This is a genomic window from Ramlibacter sp. MAHUQ-53, assembly GCF_052600055.1.
In genome coordinates, this window is sequence record NZ_JBQWTS010000001.1 from 345957 (window position 1) to 367539 (window position 21583).

The 21583-nt window shown below is 71.4% G+C and carries 21 protein-coding genes and 1 tRNA gene; 9 read left to right on the plus strand and 13 right to left on the minus strand.

Features of this window, described 5'->3' with window-relative positions:
- The first annotated feature begins 10 nt into the window (after window positions 1-10).
- Window positions 11-859 carry a mechanosensitive ion channel family protein gene (locus tag ACT80S_RS01540; RefSeq protein WP_377411752.1) on the plus strand — a complete coding sequence of 283 codons (849 nt, stop codon included), beginning with the start codon at window positions 11-13 and terminating at the stop codon, window positions 857-859.
- Between the two features lie 7 nt (window positions 860-866).
- On the opposite strand, the gene ACT80S_RS01545 is transcribed toward ACT80S_RS01540, so the two are convergent.
- Window positions 867-1172: an addiction module antidote protein gene (locus ACT80S_RS01545; protein ID WP_377411754.1), complete on the minus strand. Its 306-nt coding sequence runs from the start codon at window positions 1170-1172 to the stop codon at window positions 867-869.
- Between the two features lie 6 nt (window positions 1173-1178).
- Window positions 1179-1475, minus strand: a complete 297-nt coding sequence (locus tag ACT80S_RS01550; protein WP_377412612.1) for a type II toxin-antitoxin system RelE/ParE family toxin — start codon at window positions 1473-1475, stop codon at window positions 1179-1181.
- Window positions 1476-1582: 107 nt separating this feature from the next.
- On the opposite strand from ACT80S_RS01550, the gene ACT80S_RS01555 reads away from it, so the two are divergent.
- Window positions 1583-1656 (plus strand) — tRNA-Gly (locus tag ACT80S_RS01555).
- 24 nt (window positions 1657-1680) lie between these two features.
- Here ACT80S_RS01555 and ACT80S_RS01560 read toward each other — a convergent pair.
- The 3 genes from ACT80S_RS01560 to ACT80S_RS01570 form a co-directional block, all read right to left on the minus strand.
- Window positions 1681-2940 (minus strand): putative Na+/H+ antiporter, encoded by a 1260-nt coding sequence (locus tag ACT80S_RS01560; RefSeq protein WP_377411756.1) that lies wholly within the window; start codon window positions 2938-2940, stop codon window positions 1681-1683.
- 218 nt (window positions 2941-3158) lie between these two features.
- The gene (locus ACT80S_RS01565) at window positions 3159-3950 is read right to left on the minus strand and encodes a substrate-binding domain-containing protein (protein ID WP_377411758.1); all 792 of its coding nucleotides are present in this window, start codon (window positions 3948-3950) and stop codon (window positions 3159-3161) included.
- A gap of 34 nt (window positions 3951-3984) precedes the next feature.
- Entirely contained in the window at window positions 3985-4959 is a 975-nt protein-coding gene (locus tag ACT80S_RS01570; RefSeq protein WP_377411760.1) for a Bug family tripartite tricarboxylate transporter substrate binding protein, read from the minus strand.
- 114 nt (window positions 4960-5073) lie between these two features.
- On the opposite strand from ACT80S_RS01570, the gene ACT80S_RS01575 reads away from it, so the two are divergent.
- The gene (locus ACT80S_RS01575) at window positions 5074-5988 is read left to right on the plus strand and encodes a LysR family transcriptional regulator (protein WP_377411762.1); all 915 of its coding nucleotides are present in this window, start codon (window positions 5074-5076) and stop codon (window positions 5986-5988) included.
- Between the two features lie 69 nt (window positions 5989-6057).
- Here ACT80S_RS01575 and thpR read toward each other — a convergent pair whose 3' ends face one another.
- From thpR to imuA, 4 genes are read right to left on the minus strand one after another with little or no spacing between them, the layout of a single operon-like run.
- Window positions 6058-6603: an RNA 2',3'-cyclic phosphodiesterase gene (gene thpR, locus ACT80S_RS01580; RefSeq protein ID WP_377411764.1), complete on the minus strand. Its 546-nt coding sequence runs from the start codon at window positions 6601-6603 to the stop codon at window positions 6058-6060.
- 32 nt (window positions 6604-6635) lie between these two features.
- Window positions 6636-9944 carry an error-prone DNA polymerase gene (locus tag ACT80S_RS01585; RefSeq protein WP_377411766.1) on the minus strand — a complete coding sequence of 1103 codons (3309 nt, stop codon included), beginning with the start codon at window positions 9942-9944 and terminating at the stop codon, window positions 6636-6638.
- Complete coding sequence (locus ACT80S_RS01590) at window positions 9937-11445, minus strand: DNA polymerase Y family protein (RefSeq protein ID WP_377411768.1); 1509 nt, start codon at window positions 11443-11445, stop codon at window positions 9937-9939. Before ACT80S_RS01590 ends, ACT80S_RS01585 begins: the two co-directional genes overlap by 8 nt.
- Window positions 11414-12142 (minus strand): translesion DNA synthesis-associated protein ImuA, encoded by a 729-nt coding sequence (gene imuA, locus ACT80S_RS01595; RefSeq protein ID WP_377411770.1) that lies wholly within the window; start codon window positions 12140-12142, stop codon window positions 11414-11416. Before imuA ends, ACT80S_RS01590 begins: the two co-directional genes overlap by 32 nt.
- Window positions 12143-12203: 61 nt before the next feature.
- On the opposite strand from imuA, the gene ACT80S_RS01600 reads away from it, so the two are divergent.
- From ACT80S_RS01600 to ACT80S_RS01620, 5 genes are all read left to right on the plus strand, one after another.
- Window positions 12204-12776, plus strand: coding sequence for a DNA-3-methyladenine glycosylase (locus ACT80S_RS01600; RefSeq protein ID WP_377411772.1), 573 nt, complete (start codon window positions 12204-12206; stop codon window positions 12774-12776).
- 103 nt (window positions 12777-12879) lie between these two features.
- Window positions 12880-13419 carry a TRAP transporter small permease subunit gene (locus tag ACT80S_RS01605; RefSeq protein ID WP_377411774.1) on the plus strand — a complete coding sequence of 180 codons (540 nt, stop codon included), beginning with the start codon at window positions 12880-12882 and terminating at the stop codon, window positions 13417-13419.
- Window positions 13416-14945: a TRAP transporter large permease gene (locus ACT80S_RS01610; protein WP_377411776.1), complete on the plus strand. Its 1530-nt coding sequence runs from the start codon at window positions 13416-13418 to the stop codon at window positions 14943-14945. The genes ACT80S_RS01605 and ACT80S_RS01610 overlap by 4 nt, the downstream gene beginning before the upstream one ends.
- Window positions 14945-15424, plus strand: a complete 480-nt coding sequence (locus ACT80S_RS01615) for a hypothetical protein (protein ID WP_377411778.1) — start codon at window positions 14945-14947, stop codon at window positions 15422-15424. Before ACT80S_RS01610 ends, ACT80S_RS01615 begins: the two co-directional genes overlap by 1 nt.
- A 58-nt stretch (window positions 15425-15482) precedes the next feature.
- The gene (locus tag ACT80S_RS01620; RefSeq protein WP_377411780.1) at window positions 15483-16073 is read left to right on the plus strand and encodes a thioredoxin fold domain-containing protein; all 591 of its coding nucleotides are present in this window, start codon (window positions 15483-15485) and stop codon (window positions 16071-16073) included.
- Window positions 16074-16138: 65 nt separating this feature from the next.
- Here the strand turns inward: ACT80S_RS01620 and ACT80S_RS01625 are convergent, their stop codons facing one another.
- Together ACT80S_RS01625 and ACT80S_RS01630 are read right to left on the minus strand one after the other, a co-directional pair.
- Complete coding sequence (locus ACT80S_RS01625) at window positions 16139-16780, minus strand: 3-oxoacid CoA-transferase subunit B (RefSeq protein WP_377411782.1); 642 nt, start codon at window positions 16778-16780, stop codon at window positions 16139-16141.
- 10 nt (window positions 16781-16790) lie between these two features.
- Window positions 16791-17492, minus strand: coding sequence for a CoA transferase subunit A (locus tag ACT80S_RS01630; protein ID WP_377411784.1), 702 nt, complete (start codon window positions 17490-17492; stop codon window positions 16791-16793).
- A 102-nt stretch (window positions 17493-17594) separates the two neighbouring features.
- On the opposite strand from ACT80S_RS01630, the gene ACT80S_RS01635 reads away from it, so the two are divergent.
- The gene (locus tag ACT80S_RS01635) at window positions 17595-18143 is read left to right on the plus strand and encodes a LuxR C-terminal-related transcriptional regulator (protein WP_377411786.1); all 549 of its coding nucleotides are present in this window, start codon (window positions 17595-17597) and stop codon (window positions 18141-18143) included.
- Between the two features lie 28 nt (window positions 18144-18171).
- On the opposite strand, the gene ACT80S_RS01640 is transcribed toward ACT80S_RS01635, so the two are convergent.
- Complete coding sequence (locus ACT80S_RS01640) at window positions 18172-19986, minus strand: methyl-accepting chemotaxis protein (RefSeq protein WP_377411788.1); 1815 nt, start codon at window positions 19984-19986, stop codon at window positions 18172-18174.
- A 75-nt stretch (window positions 19987-20061) separates the two neighbouring features.
- Window positions 20062-21516: a catalase gene (locus ACT80S_RS01645; protein WP_377411790.1), complete on the minus strand. Its 1455-nt coding sequence runs from the start codon at window positions 21514-21516 to the stop codon at window positions 20062-20064.
- Window positions 21517-21583 lie beyond the last annotated feature (67 nt).

The window sequence follows — 21583 nt, forward strand, 5'->3', positions numbered from 1 at the left end:
GGAGGCTGCCATGGACACGACGATCATTTCCGACTGGGGCACCGCCCTCATGTCATCGCTGGCCGCAGCGATGGCGATGCTGTTCTCCGCGGTCCCCAAGATCCTGGGCTTCGTCGTCATCGTGCTGGCCGGCTGGCTGATCGCGTCGCTCGCGGAGCGGGCGGTGGCGGCGGTGCTCAGGGCGATCCATTTCAACGACCTGGCCGAGCGCTCGGGCTTTGCGGACTTCGTTCGAAAGATGGGCGCGGGCACCGACTCGTCCGGGATGATCGGGCTGGTGGCGAAGTGGTTCATCCGGCTGATCGCGCTGGTGGTGGCCTTCGACGCGCTGGGCCTGCCGGCGGTGTCCGAGGTGCTGCGCCAGCTGCTGCTGTGGCTGCCCAACGTGGTGGTGGCGCTGATGGTGCTGGTGATCGGCGGGCTGGCGGCGCGGGCGCTGTCGAACGTGGTGCGGGGCGCGGCGGCCGAGGGCGGCCTGGGCAACCCCGAGTTCCTGGCCAAGGTGGCCAACACCCTGGTGTGGGCCTTCGCCATCGTGGTGGCGGTCAACCAGATCGGCATCGCCACCGAGCTGGTGAACACGCTGTTCATGGCCTTCGTGGGGGCGATCGCGCTGGCGCTGGGGCTGTCGTTCGGGCTCGGGGGGCGGGACACGGCCGCCGAAGTCGTGCGCAGCTGGTGGGCGCGAGGACAGGCCAATCGCGAAGAGCTGGCACGGACCACGCAGGCGGCATCCAGCCGTGTGGGCTCGATGACAGCAGGCCCCCTGCCGGGCGGCCGCCAGGGCGGCGGCGGTGCTGGCACAGGCGGCGGCTTCCAGCCGACACCGGCGGGTCGGGAGTCGTCGGGCGAGATCTGAGCCGGACTCAGCGTTGGGTGGGCTGGACCACCAGGCGGACCCCCAAGGCCTGGCACACGCGGTGGATCGTGTCGAAGCGAGGATGCGAGGTGGGACGCAATGCCTTGTACAGAGCCTCTCGGGTCAGGCCCGATTGCTCGGCGACCACACTCATGCCCCGGGCACGGGCCACCACCCCCAGCGCATGGGTCAGTTCCGCCATGTCGCCTTCTTCCAGCACCAGGGTCAGGTAGTTGGCGATGTCCTCCTCCGACTTGAGCATCTCGGCCATGTCGAAGTCGGGCAGTTCGGAGACTTTGAGCTTTCGGGACATGGTCAACTACTCCTCGAGGGTGCGGGACAGGGCTATCGCCGCGCTGATATCGGCCTGCTGGGTGCCCTTGGAACCGCCGCCGAGCATCACCACCAGCACCTCGCCCCGTTCCACGTAGTACATGCGCCAGCCGGGGCCGAAGTGCTCGCGCATTTCCCAAACTCCTTCACCCACAGCGGCCACATCGCCCAGCAAGCCGCGCTGCGCCTTGTCCAAGCGACGCGCGAGGCGAATGCGGGTCATGCCATCCTTGATCCCGCTCATCCAGGCATCGAACTCCGGCGTGCGCTTGATGGCGAGGATGGACATAGTGTAATCACTTGTTCACACATGGACAACGCAGGAGAGTTGCACAAAGGTGCCGCCGCCGGATGCGCCTTCCGCCAGCCGGCTAGAATCGCGGCACTCCTGCGGGCGTCGTTCAATGGCAGGACCTGAGCTTCCCAAGCTCAAGACGTGGGTTCGATTCCCATCGCCCGCTCCACCCTCCGCGGCGGATGCGCCCCGGCTACAGCAGCCGGAACGCCAGCACGCTCACCAGCGTGGGCGGCAGCGCCGCCACCAGCAGCCCCAGCGGGTGCACCGCATTGCCCTCGAAATTCCCGCGCAGGATCGCCACGCCTGCGGGGTTCGGCGCATTGGCGATCACCGTCAGGCCGCCCCCCGTCACCGCACCCGCCACCAGCGCGATCTTGAATTCCTCCGTCAGGCCGTCGACCAGCGAGCCCAGGTAGGTGAGCGCCGCGTTGTCGGTGATGGCCGTCAGGGCGATGGAGCCGAAGAAGACGGTGGTGCCGTCCATGCCCATGAGCAACGGCTGCAGCCACCACTGCTGCTGCCCGCCCAGCACCACCAGCCCTGCGAGGAAGAACGCCACGAGCAACCCCTCCCGCAGGATCAGGGGCGACTGGTGGCGGCTGTACGCGGTCGCGAAGCCCAGGAAGAACAGCAGCAGCCCCATGAACATCGCAGGATGGTGCCCAAAGGCCACCACGCCGAGCAGGAACAGCAGGTGCACCAGCACCACCGGCCACGGCACCGGCGCTTCGGCCCGCGCGGGCCGGGCCGCCATGGCGCCGAGTTCACGCCGGAACAGGAGCATGGCGCAACCGGCGTTGACCACCACGGCCACCGCCGCCTTCCAGCCGAAATTGGAGACCATGAACCACAGGTCCCAGTCCCACTTGGCGGCGACCATCAGCACCGGCGGGGCCGCGAAGGGCGTGAGCGTCCCGCCGATGGAGATGTTCACGAACAGCACGCCGACCGTGGTGTATTTCAGCTTCCGCGACACGGGATGCGCGAACAGGGTGTGTCGCAAGGTCAGCGCCGCGAGCGTCATCGCCGCCGGCTCCGTGATGAACGACCCGAGCAGCGGCACCAGCGCCAGCAGCAGGAAGTACAGCGCCAGGCCTCTGTCCAGCGGGAGGAATCCAGCCACCACGCGCACCAGGCTCCCCGTCACCTGCAGGACGGCCCGCGTCCCCGCGATCACCATGATGGCGAACACGAACATCGGCTCGGTGAAGTTGCGGCTGTCCAGGTAGTTGGTGGCCTCGGCCTTCCCCGCCAGGACGAACATGAAGACCATGAGCACCATCGCCCAGAAGCCGAAGACGACCTCGACTTCACCGAGCAGGTGCCAGACCCCGGCATGCCGTGGGTGGCGGTGGGCGAGGCGCTCGAAGATGCGGGAGGAAAAGGTGTGCAGGACGGCCAGCCCGAAAAGGACGGCGCCGATGATCTGGAGGGACGTGGGTGAGGTCATGGTCGCGGCAAATCCGCGAGGCGGCCCGACCATCGCGACAACCTGCCGCCTCGCCCCAGCGCGAGACGGCACCCGCCGCAAGTTTAAGGCCTGTCAGCGAATTCCCCGGATCCGTGGAATTCGCTGGCAGGCCCTGGCGGCCACGCGCCGGGTTGGGCGAGTGGCCGCAGCGCCGCGCCCGCCACCCCGAACCCGGGGCGCGGGCCTGGCGGCCGACCTTACTTGTTGGCCACCGGGTCCAGCCCGGTGCCGCGCACGATGGTCGCCACGGACGCCGAGGACAGGAAGCGAAGCAGCTGGCGCGCCGCCTCAGCCTGCTCGGCGCCGCTGACGATCGCGCCCGAGAAGAAGATGGTCTGCTGCACCGACTCCGGCAGCGTGCCCACGAAGTCCAGCTCCTTGAAGTAGATCAGTTCGCTGACCTGCTGGAAGCCCAGCTCGGCGTCACCACGCGCCACCACGGCGCCCACGCGCTCGCTGAAGATGCGCTTGGCAGTCACGTCGGTGCGATGGGTCACGCCCAGCTTGGGAAACAGCTCGCTGGACAGGTAGGTGCCGCTGGCGCTGGCCGAGTAGGCGATGGACTTGGCTTCCAGGATCGTCTTCTTCAGCGCCTCGACGGTGCTGATGTCGGGCTTCGGCGTGCCCTTCTTCACCGCCACGCCGATCTGCGAGCGGGCCAGGTCGATGCGGCTGCCCGCGACCAGCTTGCCTTCCTTGACCAGGGCCTCCAGGCCGCCCTCGGACAGGATCGCCGCGTCGAAGCGCTCGCCACGGGCGAAGCGGCTCGGGATCGAGTCGGGCGCGTTGCCCACCGAGGCGCCGAAGGAGCTGACCACCTTGTGGCCGGTGGCCGCCTCGAACATCGGCACCAGCACCTTGTAGGCCTCGGTGAAGGCGCCCGAGGTGATCACCTTGATCTCGGCGGCGGACGCCAGTTGCGCGAACAGCAGCGAGCCGGCGAGGACCAGGAAGCGCGAACGCGCGGCGACGGAACGAAGGAATGCCATGGGGATGTCTCCGGGTGTTGTCGGTAGGGGGGGCTTATTCGCCCTTGATGTTCCGCTGCTTGATCACGCGGCCGTAGGTCGCGTACTCGGTGCGGATGGTCTTGTCCAGCTCCTCGCGGGTGCTGGGTTGCGGGGTCAGGCCGTGGGTATTGAGCTGTTCGATCACGTCGGGCGACTTGAGCACCTTGACGATCTCGGTGTTCCAGCGGTCCAGGGTGGCCTTGGGCACCTTGGACGAGGCCACGAAGGCATACCAGTTCGTGGCGCTGAAGCCCGGGAAGCCGGACTCGGCCACCGTCGGGACCTTGGGGTAGCTCGCCAGGCGCTGCGGGCCGGTGCTGGCCAGGGGGATCAGCTTGCCCGCGTCGATGTGGGGCTTGGCGGTGGAGACGGTCGAATAGTGGGCAGCCACGCGGCCGCCGAGCAGGTCCTGCATCGCCGGGGCGCCGCCCTTGTACGGCACGTGCAGCATGTCGACATCCGCGATGTCGTTGACCAGTTCGCCCGCCAGGTGCGAGGCCGAGCCGGGGCCGGTCGAGGCGAAGTCGATCTTGCCCGGGTTCTTGCGGGCGAAGGCGATGAACTCGGCGAAGGTCTTGTAGGGGGAGTTCGCGGGCACGACCAGCAGGTTGGGCGTGTTGATCGCCATGGCGATGGGCGCCAGGTCCTTCAGCGGGTCGTAGGTGACCTTCATCATGTGCGGCGCCAGCGCCAGCGGGCCGATGGAGCCGAGCAGGATGGTGCTGCCGTCGGCGGGGCCGTTGGCGACCAGCGAGTGGGCGATGTTGCCGCCCGCGCCGGGCTTGTTGTCGACGACGACGGTGGCGCCGATGTTCTCGCCCAGCTTCTTGGCGATGATGCGCGCCGCGGTGTCGGCCGCGCCGCCGGCGGCGAAGCCCACGGTCAGGGTGATGGTGGGCTTGGGCGGGAAGGCCTGGGCCATGGCGGCGGTGCCGGTCAGGGCGGCGAGCAGCACGGGCAGCAGGCGGAAGGTGGAGCGTCGGTTCATGGGGAGCCTCAGAAGGAGTGCGAGGGATGTGCAGGACGAAGCCCGGCGGGCATTCCGCGGATTCTGGGTGTCGGTGAAAATTGTGTAAATTGCAATTTTTCAAACTATTGCTGCATGACTCGCATCAATCTCGATCTCCAGGAGCTCTCGGCCTTCGTCGAGGTGGCCGAGTGCGCGAGTTTCCGCGCGGCCTCCGAGCGGCTGCACCTGTCGGCGCCCGCGCTGTCGCGGCGCATCGACAAGCTCGAACGCACGCTGGGCGCGCGGCTGCTCGAACGCACCACGCGCCGGGTGGCGCTGACGCCGGCCGGCCGCGCGTTCGTCGACCCCGCCCGCGATGCGCTGGACGCGCTGGAGCGCGCCGCCCTCGGCATCCAGGAGACCTCGCGGCTTCGCAGCGGCAAGGTCACCATCGCCTGCGTGCCCTCCACCACCTTCACCCTGGTGCCGCGCATGCTGCGGCTGTTCGCCGAGCGCCTGCCCGGCGTGCAGTTCCGCCTGCTCGACTCCACCGAGGCCCTGGTCACCCAGCACGTGATTGCCGGCGAGGCCGATTTCGGCATCGGCTTCATGCAGCGGCGCGCGCCGGAGGTCGACTTCACGCCCCTGAGCCGCGACCCGTACGTGGTGGCGGTGCCGCGCGGCCATGCGCTGGCCGGGCGCAAGCGCATCGGGTGGGCGCGACTGCAGAAGGAGCGCCTGATCACCGTCTCGCGCGCCAGCGGCAACCGGCCCTATGTCGACCAGCTGCTGCGGTCGGCCGGCGACCTGCCGCCGGTGTTCATCGAGGTGAACCGGGTGTCCACCGTCCTGAGCCTGGTGGAGGCCCGCCTGGGGCTGGGCCTGGTGCCGCGGATGTCGCTGCCCGAGACCCACCCGGGCCTCGTCGGCGTCGCGCTGGAGGGCGCCAGCGTGGAGCGCACCATCGGCGTGATGGCACGGCACGGGGCGCCGCTCAAGCCGGTGCCCCGGCTGGCGCTGGACCTGCTGCTGGAAAGCCTGGGGCAGGCGCCGCCAGGCGAAGACTGAACACCGTGTCCCCTGTCAAGCCGAAGCAGTCGCAGCGGCTCGACGCACCAGGGCATCGGGCCGGCGACGTCAGCGGCCCGGAATGGGCGGCACCTCGCCCCAGGCCGCCACGCGCTCGTAGCGCGCCACCGGCACCTGCGGCGGCAGGCGTGACCAGACCAGGGCAAAGCCGCGCACCGGCCAGTCGATGTCCGGCGGCACGGCCGGCGGCTGGGCGCCCGGGGCCTTGCGCGCCAGGGTGAGGTGGGGCTTCCAGCGGGCCTCGCCGGCGGGGAAGCCGGCGGACCGCAGGGCCGCGGTGACCCGGCCCTGCAGCGCGTCGAGAGCCTCGCAGGGGTCAGGGCGCAGCACCACCAGGCCGTGGTGCCAGGCCTCGGGCCGGCCCAGGCGCAGGGTGAAGGGCGCGACGGCCACCGTGTCCAGCGCCGCGCGCAGCGCCGGCAGGCGCGCGGCATCGATCTCGCCGAGGAAGGACAGGGTCAGGTGCGCATGGGCCGGGGCCGAGAGCGCGGTGCCGCGCGGCCAGGCCCAGCGGGCGCGCCAGGCGAGCAGGGCCGCGCGCGTGGCCTCGTCGGGAACGAGGCCGACGAAGAGGCGGCACGTGGGCTCGGGCATGGCCGCAGGATAACGGCGGCCGCGCGGCGGCTTCAGTGGAAATCCCGGCTGCGCCCGTGGGCCCCGGCCAGCCGCCCCAGCAGCGGCGTGAGGTCCTCGGCATGGCGGGCGACCAGGTGGCGCGCCCGCCCGCCGCTGGAGGCGTCGCGCTGCCAGGTGCCCGAGATGGCCAGCAGGCGGGACCGCAGCAGCACGTCGCGCAGGCGGTCCACCAGCGAAGGCCAGACGATCACGTTGATGCTGCCGGTCTCGTCCTCCAGCGTCACGAACATCACGCCCTTGGCGGTGCCCGGGCGCTGGCGCAGGGTGACCAGGCCGCAGGCGCGCGCGGGACGGCCGTCGGCCAGGGTGTTCAGGTGCTGCGCGCTGCGCCAGCCCGCAGCGTCCAGCCGCGCGCGCAGCAGCGCGAGCGGGTGGCGGCGCAGGGTGAAGCCGGTGGCCGCATGGTCGAAGACGATGTCCTCGCCCTCCCCCGCGGCCGGCAGGTGCAGCAGGTCCTCGCGCACCGGCGCCTCGCGCAGCAGGCCGGCGGCGCGGCGCGCGCCGGTGGCGGCCCACACCTGCTGGCGGCGGTGGCCGGCCAGCGTGGCCAGGGCGTCGGCCGAGGCCAGCGCGCCGAGGTCGCCGCGGTCCAGGCCGGCGCGCAGGGCCAGGTCCTCCACGTCGGTGAACGGGGCCTGCGCCCGCGCCCGGGCGATGCGCCGCGCCGCTGCCTCGCCCAGGCCGCCGACCAGGCGCAGGCCCAGGCGCACGGCGGGCTGCAGGCGGCGCGGGTCGAAGCCCGGCGCCTCCTCGCCCAGCGCCGTGCCGGGCACCTCGAGCGCGCACTCCCAGCCGCTGGCGGTGACGTCGATGGGCCGCACCTCGACGCCGTGGCGCTGCGCGTCCTGGATCAACTGCGAGGGCGAGTAGAAGCCCAGGGGCTGCGCGTCGAGCAGCGCAGCGAGGAAGCAGGCCGGCTCGTGCCGCTTGAACCAGCTGCTGAAGTACACCAGCAGCGCGAAGCTGGCGGCATGGCTCTCGGGAAAGCCGTACTCGCCGAAGCCCTCGATCTGCCGGAAGATGCCCTCGGCGAAGTCGCGCGGGTAGCCGTTGGCCACCATGCCCTCCACCAGCGGCTCGCGGAAGCGGTGCACCCCCCCCTTGCGGGACCAGGCCGCCATGGAGCGGCGCAGCGCGTCGGCCTGGTCGGCGCTGAACTTCGCGGCCACCATGGCCAGCTGCATCACCTGCTCCTGGAAGATCGGCACGCCCAAGGTGCGGCCCAGGGGGCCGGCGAGTTCGTCCCTGACGTAGGCGATGGGCCGGCCCTCGCGCCGGCGCTGGCGCGCCTGCAGGTAGGGGTGGACCATGCCGCCCTGGATCGGCCCGGGCCGCACGATGGCCACCTGCACCACCAGGTCGTAGTAGGTCAGCGGGCGCAGGCGCGGCAGCATCGCCATCTGCGCGCGGCTCTCCACCTGGAACACGCCCACGGTGTCGGCGCGGCACAGCATGTCGTAGACCTGCGGGTCCTCGGTGGGGACCTGCTGCAGGCGCCAGTCACGTCCCCGCCACTGGTTGGACAGCTGCAGGCACCGGCGCAAGGCACTGAGCATGCCCAGGGCCAGCACGTCCACCTTCAGCAGGCCCATGGCCTCGAGGTCGTCCTTGTCCCACTGGATGATGGAGCGGTCCGGCATGGCGGCGTTCTCCACCGGCACCAGGCGCGTGAGCTTGTCCTGCGTGAGCACGAAGCCGCCGACGTGCTGGCTCAGGTGGCGCGGGAAGCCGGCCAGCTGCCGCGCCACCGCCAGCCACAGGCGCAGGCGGTGCGGCGGCTCCTGCACGCCGGTCTCCTGCATGGCCTGGGCGAGGCGCTGCGCCAGCAGCTCGCGGTCGAACCAATGGTGGTCCTTCGCGAAGGCATCGACGAGGCGCGCGTCCACCCCCAGGGCCTTGCCGGCGTCGCGCAGCGCGCTGCGGGTGCGCCAGCGCACCACCACCGCGGCGATGGCGGCGCGCTCGCGGCCGTACTTGGCGTAGATGTACTGGATCACCTCCTCGCGGCGCTGGTGCTCGAAGTCGACGTCGATGTCGGGCGCCTCGTCGCGCTCGCGGCTGATGAAGCGCTCGAACAGCATGTTCGACTTCTCCGGCGAGACCTCGGTGATGTGCAGGCAATAGCACACCAGCGAGTTGGCCGAGGAGCCGCGGCCCTGGCACAGGATGTCCTGCCCCCGGGCCCAGCGCACGATGTCCTCCACGGTGAGGAAGAACATCTCGTAGCGCTTCTCGGCGATCAGCCGCAGCTCCTTGGCCAGCTGCGCGCGGTGGACGGGCGCCAGGCCCTGCGGGTAGCGCCGGCGCGCGCCGCGCAGGGCCAGGCGCGCCAGCTGCGTGATCGGGCGGCGCCCCGGCGGCACCGACTCGAGCGGATAGTTGTAGCGGATGTCGCCGAGGTCGAAGCGGCAGCGCGCGGCCACCAGGCCGGTGGCCTCGAGCAGGTCGGGCGGGAAGGCCTGGGCCAGCGCCGCGCGATAGCGCAGGTGGCGCTGGCCGTTGGCCGCCAGCGCGAAGCCGCACTCGGCCACCGGGCGGCCCTGGCGCACTGCGGCGAGCACGTCCAGCAGCGGCTTGCGCGAGCGCCGGTGCATGTGGACGCTGCCCACCGCCACCAGGGGCACGCCCAGCTCGGCGCCGGCCTGCCGCAGCAGCGCGAGCCACAGGTCGTCGCCCAGCTCGCCGGCCAGGGACACGCCGAGCCACAGGCGCGGGCCCAGGCACTCGCGCGCGCGGCGCAGGCCGGCGCGCAGGGTGGCGGCGTCCATCGCGTCGGGCCGGTCGCGGCGCGGCACCCACAGGCACTCGCAGCCGGCCAGCAGGGCCCAGTCGCTGCCGGCCCAGTCGACGGCGTAGCCGCCCTTGGGCGCGGCGCGGCGCGCGGCGGTGATGAACTCGCACAGGTCGCCCCAGCCGAAGGCGTTGCGCGCCAGGGCCACCACCTCGCCCTCGGGCAGCGCGAAACTGCTGCCGAAAAGCAGGCGGAACGGGCGCAGGCGCGGCAGGCCGTCCTCCTGCTCGAGCCGGCGCGCGGCCTGCAGGTGCTCGCGCAGCGCGGTCCAGGCCTGCACCGCGCCGGCCACCGAGCATTCGTCGGTGAGGGCCAGGGCGGCATAGCCCAGGTTGAAGGCGCGGCGCACCAGCTCGTGCGGGTGCGAGGCGCCGCGCTGGAAGCTGAAGTTGGTGAGGCACTGCAGCTCGGCGTACGCGGGCAGGGGCGGCTCGTCGCCGGGCAGGTGCGGCGGCGGGTCCTCGTCCTCCAGGGGCGGCAGCTGCGGCTTCGGCGGCGGCTCAGGCATACAGCCCCTGGAGGAACCATCGCGGCGAGCCGGCCGGCCCGGGCCCGTGCTCGCAGAACACCCACAGCAGGCCGGCGCGCTCGCTGCGCGCGATGCAGTAGTCACGCACCACGGCGCCGCGGCCGTGCGGTCCGTCCTCCCACCAGCCGGTCTCCACCCGCTGGCGGCGCGTGAGCAGGCGCAGCGGCCCCTGGTACCAGGGCCGGTCGCCGCGCACCTCCAGCGGCAGCGGCTCGGGCAGCAGCCAGGGCGGCATCAGGCTGTCGGCGAGCGAGGCGCCCTGGCCCGCCAGGTGGCGCACCGTGCTGCCTCCCTGTCCAGCTCCCTGCCCTGCTCCCTGTCCCGCGCCCCGTCCTGCGACCGTCCCGCCAGCCAGCCCGTGCAGGTGCCGCAGCGCCGGCTCCCAGCGCTGGCGGCGCTCGGGCCGCCAGTCCTGCTGCGGCACGGGCACCTGCACGGCGTCCTCGCCCAGGCGGGCCGACAGGCGCTCGACCAGCTCGTGCAGCCGCTCGCCCTCCACCGCATCCTCCGGCAGGAAGCCGCGGCTGGCGCCGGGCCAGGGCACGGTCTCGAGCGTGCGCAGGCGCAGGTGGTTGGCCGGGGCGGCCAGGCGCACCCGGGCCAGCTGCTCGCCGGCGAGGCGACGCAGGTGGTCCGGGGCCTGCACCGCCTGCGCGGTACGCACCGCCAGCTGCTGGCGCGGCGGCAGCTCGACGCCGTCGAGCCGGCGCAGGTCCAGCGTCCACTCGAGTTCGAAGGCCAGCACGCCGCGCTGGCGCGCGCGCAGCCACAGCTGCAGCAGCGCCAGCAGGTGCTGGGCCGCGTCCAGCAGCGCCGGCGCGTCGGCCACCAGGGCGGGCAGCTCGACGCCCTGGTCGAACACCTCGGGCAGCTGCAGCCAGGGGTAGCGCTCGGGGCGCAGGCCCCAGGCGGCGTCGAGCGCGTCGAGCAGCGGCGGTCCGAAGCGCCGCGCCAGCGGGCCGCGCGGCAGGGCGCGCAGCTGGCCCCAGGTGCGCAGGCCGGCGCGCGCCAGCAGGTCCTGGTGCGGCGCGGCGGCGGACAGCACCGCCAGCGGCAGGTCGTCGGGCAGGCGGGCCGGCGGCGGCACGCCGGCCGCCCGCAGCCGCAGCAGGGCCAGCGCCACCAGGGAGGTGGCGGCACGCGCCCAAGTCACCGGCCCCAGTTCCGGCCCCGACCCCGACCCCGGCTCCGGCTCCGGCTCCGGCTCCGGCTCCGGCTCCGGCTCCGGCTCCGGCTCCGGCTCCGGCTCCGGCTCCAGGTCCAGGTCCAGGTCCAGGTCCAGGTCCAGGCCCACCGCCGCCCCGGGCGCCAGCAGCGCGCGCAGCAGCGCCTCGCCCCCGCCGAACAGGCGCAGGCTGCCCGAGACCTCGAGCAGCACCGCCTCCTCCACCCGGGCGACGCGCGGCGTGAAGCGCAGGGCCTGCCAGCCCCAGGCCGGCGCCGCGTCCTCACGCGAAGGCTGCAGCGCGATCCAGTCCATGGGAGCGTCCGGGAAGGGGGTCGCCGGCACGGGCGCGCAGCAGCTGCCCCAGCAGGCCGTGCCAGGGAGGCAGGCACACCGGCGCGGCCAGCGGCGGGCCGCGGCGCTTGAGGACGTCCAGCTGCAGGGAGTCGCTGGCCCCCGCCCCGCCCGCCACCCGCAGCCGCAGGCGCGCCGGCGAGGCCTGGGCGGCGGCGGCCTGTGGCCGCATCACGAACAGCAGGCGCCGGCGCGGCTGGGCGGCCAGGTGCAGCCGGCGCAGGTCGGCCGGCCGGGCCTGCGGCAGCCAGGCCAGCACCGCCGCCACCTCGGTGCAGCGCAGGGCCTGCTCGGCCGCCCACAGCCGGGCGGACGGCGCCTCGGCCCGCACCCACAGCAGCCGGCCCGCCGGCAGCCCCTGCGCCGCCAGCGCGGGCGCGAAGACCGGGTGCGGCGGCGCCACCAGCAGCACCGGCCCGGCCTGCGCCGCCAGGGCCCGGGCCAGGACCGGCGCCAGCAGGCGCCAGACCTGCTGGTGCGGCACCGCCTGGAGCAGCTCGACCAGCGCCCCCACCGGCCAGCCGCCACCCGGCAGCACCGCGTCCAGCGCCGGCAGGCCGCTGGGCAGGACGGCCTCGTCCCGCGCAGCCAGCTCGTGGGCGCGCCAGACCGCCTCCGGCAGGGAGAAATCAGGACGGACAATCGCGGATCCAGCCACGGCAGACACCTCAAAACTGTATTTTTATACAGTATTCTGCCGTGACTGCAGAGCTTTTTCCATGGCCCGGACGCTCCACCCCGACGACTTCAGCGGCAACGCCGTGGACCTGGCGCGCGCGCTCATCGGCGCGACCTTGCGGGTGGACGGGGTGGGCGGGCGCATCGTCGAGACCGAGGCCTACGACATGGCCGACCCGGCCTCCCACAGCCACGGCGGACCGACCGAACGCAACCGCTCCATGTTCGGCCCGCCCGGCCATGCCTACGTCTACCGCTCCTACGGCATGCACTGGTGCCTGAACTTCGTCTGCCGGGAGGCCGGCCATGGCGCCGGAGTGCTGATCCGCGCGCTGGAGCCCACCGACGGGCTGGACCGGATGCGCGCCCGGCGTGGACTGGCAGCGGTGCGCCTGCTGTGCGCCGGCCCGGGCCGGCTGGGCCAGGCCCTGTGCATCACCCGGGCGCTGGACGGGCTGGCGCTCGACCAGCCGCCCTTCGAGGTGCTGGCGCCGGCCGGGTCGGCGCCGGCGGAGGTGGTGGCGGGGCCCCGCATCGGCATCTCGCGGGCCGTCGAACAGCCCTGGCGTTTCGGGCTGGCCGGATCACCCTTCCTGAGCCGCCGCTTCCCGTAGGACAGGCGCTCGTCCTTGCGTCAGGGGAGAGTCAGAGTGACCATCCCCCCTGGTTTAAATTCGACCGTTTGTTCAATTTTCCCCATCTACGGCCGGAGACAACGTGCAACAACTGCTCGCCTTCGCCCATCTGATCGACTGGATCAACGACCGCTTCGGATCCATCGCCAAATGGGCTGTCACATTGGCCTGCGCCATCAGCGCAGGCAACGCCTTCATACGCTACGGCCTGGACATCAGCTCCAACGCCTGGCTCGAAATCCAGTGGTACCTGTTCGCCGTGTGCGTGATGCTCGGCGCCTCGCAGGTGCTGCGCCTGAATGAGCACGTCCGCGTGGACATCTTCTACGGCAAGCTCTCCAGCAAGGGCCGCGTCTGGATCGACCTGCTGGGCATCCTGTTCTTCCTGCTGCCCGCCATGGCGATCCTGCTGTACTACAGCTGGCCGCTGTTCCTGAACATGTTCCGCACCGGCGAGATGTCCAGCAACGCCGGCGGCCTGATCCGCTGGCCCGCCGCGCTGACGCTGCCGCTGGGCTTCGCGATGGTCGGGCTGCAAGGCGTATCCGAGGCCATCAAGCGCATCGGCTGGCTCACCCACACCTACGACATGGACATCCACTACGAGAGGCCGCTGCAATGACGATGGAGAACTTCCCCCCGCTGATGTTCGCGGGGCTGATCGTCATCATGCTGATCGGCTTCCCCGTGGCGTTCTCACTGGCAGCCCTGGGCCTGCTGTGCGGCTTCTATGCGATCGAGATGAGCTGGTTCCCCGCCAGCTTCATGGCCAACCTGCCGCTGAACGTGTTCGGCATCCTGTCCAACGAGCTGCTGCTGGCCATTCCCTTCTTCACGCTGATGGGCGCCATCCTGGAGAAGTGCGGCCTGGCCGAGGACATGCTCGACTCCATGGGCCAGCTCTTCGGCCCCGTGCGCGGCGGCCTGGGCTACTCGGTGATCATCGTGGGCTTCATCCTCGGCGCCATTACCGGCACCGTGGCCGGCCAGGTGATCGCCATGGCCATGATCTCCCTGCCAGTGATGATGCGCTACGGCTACAACATGCGCTACGCCACCGGCGTGCTGGCCGCCTCGGGCACCATCACGCAGCTGGTGCCGCCCTCCCTGGTGCTGGTCGTGATGGCCGACCAGCTGGGCCGCTCGGTGGGTGACATGTACAAGGGCGCCTGGGGCCCCTCCGTGCTGCAGGTCCTGCTGTTCGCGCTCTACACCTTCCTGCTCTCGCGCATCAAGCCCGAGCATGTGCCGGGCGTGCCGCCCGAGGCCCGCACCCTCAACGGCTGGGCCCTGTGGTCCAAGTGCCTGCGCGGCATCATCCCGTCGGCCGTGCTGATCTTCACCGTGCTGGGCTCCATGGGCGGCCTGCCGGGCATCGACCACGCCATCGCCACCCCGACCGAAGCCGGCGCCATGGGCGCGGTGGGCGCCTTCGTGCTGGCGGCCATCCACCGCCGCCTGAACTGGACTCTGGTCCAGGAGGCCATGGTGGGCACCATGCGCATCACCGCGATGGTGGTGTTCATCCTGATCGGCTCGCGCGTGTTCTCCCTGGTCTTCCAGGGCGTCGATGGCGCGCGCTGGGTGGAGCACCTGCTGTCGCACCTGCCGGGCGGCCAGATCGGCTTCCTGCTGGTGGTCAACATCTTCATCTTCTTCCTGGCCTTCTTCCTCGACTTCTTCGAGATCGCCTTCATCATCCTGCCGATGCTGGGCCCGGTCGCGGACAAGATGGGCATCGACCTGATCTGGTTCGGCGTGCTGCTGTGCGTGAACATGCAGACCAGCTTCATGCACCCGCCCTTCGGCTTCGCCCTGTTCTACCTGCGCGGCATCGCCGACACGCTGCACAAGAACGGCGCCCTGCCCGCCAAGGTGGAATCCAAGGACATCTACCTGGGCTCCGTCCCCTGGGTGATCCTGCAGCTGGTGCTGGTGGTGATCGTGATCTTCGTGCCCCAGTCCGTCACCATGATGCTGGACAAGGAGGAGAAGGTCGACCTGGACAAGGTCAAGATCGAGATGCCGGTCGAGGCTGACCCGGGTGCCGCGGCCCTGTCGGGCGCCAGTGCCCCGGGCGGCGACGACCAGAAGGCCATCGACGACCTGTTCAAGCAGGCCCTGCCCCCGGAAGGCGAGAAGAAGTGATGGCCTTGCCTGAGGGTGGCCCCCAGCCCCTGAGCGCGGAAGGCCCGGCCTTCCCGCTGACCACGCGGGTGCTGGCCACCGCCCTGGTGGGGTGGATGGCGTACTGGGGCCTGCGCTCCGGCGGCGCCCTCGCCGCCACCGACTGGAACCCCACCGCGCTGGCCGTCTTCATCGGCGCGCTGGTGCTGGTGCTGTGGGTCCTGGTCTGGATGTGGCGCAGCCGCACCGGCGTCGACGCCCAGGGCATCCACCAGACCTGGATCTGGAACAAGCGGGTCGCCTGGACCGACATCGCCCAGGCCAAGCTGATCGCGGTGCCCGGCCTGGAGTGGCTGGTCGCCCCGCGCCTGATGGTGCGCGCCCGGGGGGGCGGCCTGCTGGTGTTCCACAGCGCGCACCGCGTGGTGCTGGCCTCCTTCGCCTGCTACGCCGGCACCGGCGTGCCGCTGCTGCAGGAAGGCGACGCCCCCCGGGGCTGAACCCGCCGCCACTCTGGTAAGGTCAAGGCACCGCATGCGCGGTGCCTTTTTTCTTACCATGAACTTCCGTCCCCTCACGACTTTCCTGGCCGCCGCCGCGCTCGCCGCGGGCCTGGCAGCCTGCAAGGACGCCCCCGCACCGGGCGCCGCGCCCGCCGCCCAGAAGGCGCAGCAGGCGGTGTCCATCGAGGCCATCGCCGCCGAGGCCAAGGGCTTCACCGTCGGCTCCGAGATGTCGGTGCGCCGCATCTTCGTCTTCTTCGACCCGCAATGCCCGCACTGCGCGGCGCTGTGGACGGCGGCCAAGCCGCTCAAGCCGCAGGCGCGCTTCATCTGGATCCCGGTGGGCCTGCTCAATGCCGCCAGCGCGCCGCAGGGCGCGGCCCTGCTGGCCGCGGCCGACCCGGTGGCGGCGATGGACCAGCACGAAGCCTCGATGAGCGCCAAGCAGGGCGGCATCACCGCCATCGGCGACCTCGACGCGCAGAAGGCCCAGGTCGCGGCCAACACCGCGCTGATGAACCGCTACGGCTTCGGCGGGGTGCCGGTGATCGTGGCCAAGCATGCCGTCACCGGGGAGCTGGTGGTCAAGGAAGGCGCGATGCCCACGCCCGCACTCGCCGCGGCGCTGGGCCTCACGGCGCCCTGAGCAAGGCGCCACGCCCATGACAAAGGCCTCCCGAGGGAGGCCTTTTGCCTGGGCTTGGCGGGCGGTCAGGCGATCAGCTTCACGCCCGTCTTGGCCTGCACCTGCTCCAGGGTCACGTCGGGCGCCAGTTCGACGACCTTCAGGCCCTGGGGCGTCACGTCCATGACGGCCAGGTCGGTGATGATGCGGTCCACCACGCCCAGGCCGGTCAGCGGCAGGGTGCACTGGGGCAGGATCTTGAGGTCCTCGGTGCCGTCCTTCTTCTTCGCGACGTGCTCCATCAGCACGATCACGCGCGGCACGCCGGCCACCAGGTCCATGGCGCCGCCCATGCCCTTGACCATCTTGCCGGGGATCATCCAGTTGGCCAGGTCGCCCTTCTCGCTGACCTGCATGGCGCCCAGGATGGACAGGTTGATCTTGCCGCCGCGGATCATGGCGAACGACTGGTCGCTGCCGAAGATCGACGAGCCCTTCATCGTGGTGACGGTCTGCTTGCCGGCGTTGATCAGGTCGGCGTCGACCTCGTCCTCGTACGGGAAGGGGCCGATGCCCAGCATGCCGTTCTCGCTTTGCAGCCAGACCTCGATGTGGTCGGGCACATGGTTGGCCACCAGCGTCGGGATGCCGATGCCGAGGTTCACGTAGAAGCCGTCCTGCAGCTCCGCGGCCGCGCGCGCGGCCATCTGGTCTTGGGTCCAGGGCATGTCCGTCTCCTTACTTGCGGTCGCGGGTGGTGCGCTTTTCGATGCGCTTTTCCGGGGTGGGGTTGTGCACGATGCGGTGCACGTAGATGCCGGGCAGGTGCACGTCGTCCGGGGCGATCTCGCCGGTGGCGACGACACGCTCGACCTCGACGATGCAGATCTTGCCGGCAGTCGCCGCGGCGGGGTTGAAGTTGCGCGCGGTGAGGTTGAAGCGCAGGTTGCCCGAGCGGTCGGCGACGTCGGCCTTGATCAGGGCGATGTCCGGCACCAGCGAGCGCTCCATGACGTAGGTCTCGCCGTCGAACTCGCGCAGCTCCTTGCCCTCGGCCACCAGGGTGCCGACGCCGGTCTTGGTGAAGAAGGCCGGGATGCCCGCGCCGCCGGCGCGCAGCTTCTCGGCCAGCGTGCCCTGGGGCGTGAATTCCAGCTCGAGCTCGCCGGCCAGGTACTGGCGCTCGAACTCCTTGTTCTCGCCCACGTAGCTGGAGATCATCTTCTTGATCTGGCGCGTGTCGAGCAGCTTGCCCAGGCCGAAGCCGTCGACGCCGGCGTTGTTGGAGATGACGGTCAGGTCCTTGACGCCCGAGTCGCGCAGTGCGTCGATCAGCGCCTCGGGGATGCCGCACAGGCCGAAGCCGCCCACGGCCAGCAGCTGGCCGTCGCGCACGATGTCGGCCAGGGCCGCAGCGGCGGAGGGGAATACCTTGTTCACGGGATGTGTCTCCTGGTGGATTCGCCGCGGCATGGACAGCCCCGGCATGGCGCTACGATACTACGTAGCACGTTACGTAGTATCCCGTAAAGAGCCACCCGCATGGACACCATCGACTACCGCACCGCCTTCGACCTCGCCCCGGTGGGCCTGTGCCTCTCGCGGGAGCGCCGCATCGTCGACTGCAACCAGCACCTGTGCGAGATGTTCGGCGCGGCGCGCGAGGTCCTGATCGGGCAGACCTTCCAGGTGCTGTATCCCAGCGCCGACGAATACGAGCGACTGGGCGCGCGCATCGCCCCCATCCTCAATGCCCGCGGCTACTACGCCGACGACCGCATCATGAAGCGCGCCAGCGGCGAGATGTTCTGGTGCCATGTGACCGGCCGCGCCCTCAATCGGGAGCACCCGCACGAGGCGGGCATCTGGTCGTTCGAGGACCTGAGCGCGCAGCGGCCGGTGCGCGCCGAGCTCACGCCGCGCGAGCGCGAGGTGGCCGCGCGCCTGCTCGATGGCATGACCTCCAAGGAAATCGGCAAGGCCCTGTCGATCAGCCACCGCACGGTGGAGATCTACAGGGCCCGCCTGATGCGCAAGTACAAGTCCGGGACGACCGCGGACCTGGTGCACAAGCTGATGGCGGGGGTCTGAACCCCCGCCAGGACGGCACGCGCAGCGCTCAGAAGCTGTCCCAGCCGTCCGCCGCAGCCGGCGAGGGCTTGCCGGACAGGGGACTGACGATCGCCGGCTCGCGGTCCGCCTGGGCGGCCTTGGCAGGCGCGTGGGCCGGGGCTGGGGATGCCGCGTGCGCCGGGGCGTGGCCCGTCGTGTGGCCCGTCGTGTGGCCCGTCGTGTGGCCCGTCGTGTGGGCCGGCGCCTGGGTGGCGCCCTTGGCCGGCGCCGCGGCGGCGGCGCGGGGAGCCGCGGCCACGAGGGCCGCCGCGCCCGCCTCCAGGCGGAAGGCGCTGACCGCCGCCACCAGGTGCACCGCCTGCTGGTTCAGGCTCTCGGCGGCGGCGGCGCTCTCCTCCACCAGGGCGGCGTTCTGCTGCGTCACCTGGTCCAGCTGCGTCACCGCGTCGCCGACCTGGGAGATGCCGCGCCCCTGCTCGGTCGTGGCGGTGCTGATCTGGCCGATCAGGTCGCTCACGCGCTGCACGCGGGCCACGATGTCGGCCATGGTGCGGCCCGCCGCGTCGGCCTGCTCGCCGCCGGCCTCGACCTTGGCCACGCTGTCGCCGATCAGGCCCTTGATCTCCTGGGCGGCCGCGGCGGAACGCTGCGCCAGGCTGCGCACCTCGCCGGCCACCACCGCGAAACCGCGGCCCTGCTCGCCGGCCCGGGCGGCTTCCACCGCCGCATTGAGCGCGAGGATGTTGGTCTGGAAGGCGATGCCGTCGATGAGCCCGGTGATGTCCGCGATGCGGCGGCTCGACGCGGTGATGGCCTGCATGGTCTGCACCACCTCGCCCACCGCCGCCCCGCCCTGCTGCGCCACCGCGCTGGCGGCGCTGGCCAGCTCGCTGGCCTCGCGGGCGGTCTCGGCATTGGCCTTCACCGTGGACGTCAGTTCCTCCATCGAGGCCGCCGTCTCCTCCAGGTTGGAGGCCTGCTGCTCGGTGCGCTGGCTCAGGTCCTCGTTGCCGGTGGCGATCTGGCTGGCGCCGGTCGCGATGTTGCTGCTACTGGTGCGCACCTGGCCGACCAGGCGCACCAGGCTGTCATTCATGGCCTGCAGCGCGGCGAGCAGCTGGCCGGGCTCGTCACGGCCGTCGGCCACGATGCGCGAGGTCAGGTCGCCGGCAGCGACCGTGCGGGCCACCGCCAGGGCCTGGGCCAGGGGGCGGCTGATCGAGCGGCTGATCGCCAGCGCCACCGCCGCCGCCACCAGCACCGCGACGCCGGCCAGGATGCCGATGACCCACAGCGCCCGCATCACCAGGGCGTCGGTCGCGCGCTGGGCGTCGCTGGCCTGCGCGGCCAGGAAGGCGCTGAGCTTGTCCAGGGCGTCGTAGTAGGCCTGGTGCGCGGGGATGGCCTCGTCCACCAGGAACTTGCGCGCGTCGGCGACCTTGCCGGCCTGGGCCAGCCTGACCATCTCCTCGCGGGCCTTGAGGAAGGTGCCCCGCACCTGGGCCGCGGCGGCCAGCAGGCCGCGCCCGGTCTCGTCGGTGATGCCCGTGCGCAGCTGCTCCATGCGGGCCGAGATGAAGCGGACGGTGTCCTCCATCTCGGCGATCTCGGTTTCGACCTGCATGGCGTCGGACACGAGCACCAGGTTGCGGATACGCACGCCCTGCATCAGGAACTGCTTCTGGATGCCGTTGATCAATTCGACCTTGCCGTAGCGATCGAGCACCAGGGTGGACATGCCCTGGCGCACGGCCAGGATCTGGGAAGCCCCCACCGCCGCGATGACCGCCAGCAGGAGCACGAGGAGGGCGAAGCCGGCCGCCAGGCGCGGGCCGATGCGCAGGGATCGGATCAGGTTCATGGAAGTCACCGGGTAGGACGGGGGTGTCCCCCCGCTTTTCGGCAGCGACCGCCAGGAACTTGAATCCCCGCAGCGTCAGGCCCGCTGCGCCGCGAGCTTGCGCGCCACCTCGGCGCCGTAGCGCGCGTCGGCGCGGGTGAAGTGGGCCACCTGGCGCTCCTGGATCTCCGCGGCCACCGGGGCCATCGCGTGGGCGATGTTCGTGGTGAGCCGGTCCTGTTCGTCCGGGGACATCAGGCGGAACAGGTTGCCGGCCTGGGTGAAGTCGTCGCTGGTGGCGCGGGGATCGCTGCGCCCGGCCACGCCGTCCAGCACCCAGCCCGGGTCGCCGTGGCCGAAGCCGCGGGTGTCCACGCCGCCGGCCTGCACGCTGTTGTAGTTCGGCGCGGCGCCGCCGTTGTGGATCGCCATCGCACCATCGCGCTGCTGGTTGTGGAAGGGGCAGCGCGGGCGATTCACCGGCAGGTGCTGGTGGTTGGTCCCCACCCGGTACAACTGGGCGTCGTGGTAGGCGAACAGGCGCCCCTGCAGCATGCGGTCCGGGGAGTAGCCCAGGCCCGGCACCACATGGGCCGGCGAGAACGCGGCCTGCTCCACCTCGGCGTGGTAGTTCTCGGGGTTGCGATCGAGCTCCAGCACGCCCACCGGCAGGCGCGGGAAGTCGCCATGCGGCCAGACCTTGGTGAGGTCGAAGGCGTCCCAGCCGGTGCGGGCCTCCCAGGCGATGCGCTGGTCCTCGGTCATCACCTGGATGAACACGTTCCAGCGCGGAAAGTCGCCGCGGGCGATCGCATCGAACAGGTCACGCTGCGCATAGTCCGGGTCCTCGCCGGCCAGGCGCACCGCGTCGGCGGCGGACAGGTTGCGGATGCCCTGCAGGGTCTTGAAGTGCCACTTCACCCACACCCGCTCGCCGGCGGCGTTGATCAGGCTGAAGGTGTGGCTGCCGAAGCCGTCCATGTGGCGGTAGCCGTCGGGCGTGCCGCGGTCGGAGAACAGCATGGTCACCTGGTGCAGCGACTCAGGCGCGCGGCTCCAGAAGTCCCACATCATCGTGGGCGACTTCAGGTTCGTCTGCGGGTCGCGCTTCTGCGTGTGCACGAAGTCGGGGAACTTGATCGGGTCCTTGATGAAGAACATCGGCGTGTTGTTGCCCGCCAGGTCCCAGTTGCCCTCCTCGGTGTAGAAGCGGATCGCGAAGCCGCGCGGGTCGCGCTCGGTGTCGGCGCTGCCCCGCTCGCCGCCGACGGTGGAAAAGCGCACGAAGGTCTCGGTCTTCTTGCCGATCGCGCTGAACAGCGCCGCCCGGGTGTACTTCGTGATGTCGTGCGTGACGGTGAAGGTGCCGTAGGCGCCGGAGCCCTTGGCATGCACCACCCGCTCGGGGATGCGCTCGCGGTTGAAGTGCTGGAGCTTCTCGAGCAGGTGGAAATCCTGCAGCAGGATGGGCCCGCGCGGACCGGCCGTGATCGAGTTCTGGTTGTCGGCCACCGGGATGCCGGAGGCGGTGGTCAGGCGCTGGATGCTCATTCGATCTTCTCCTGGTCGTGGGGTCGGGGGTTCGGTGCGAAGTGTGTTTGCCGCTGCAAAATGGACA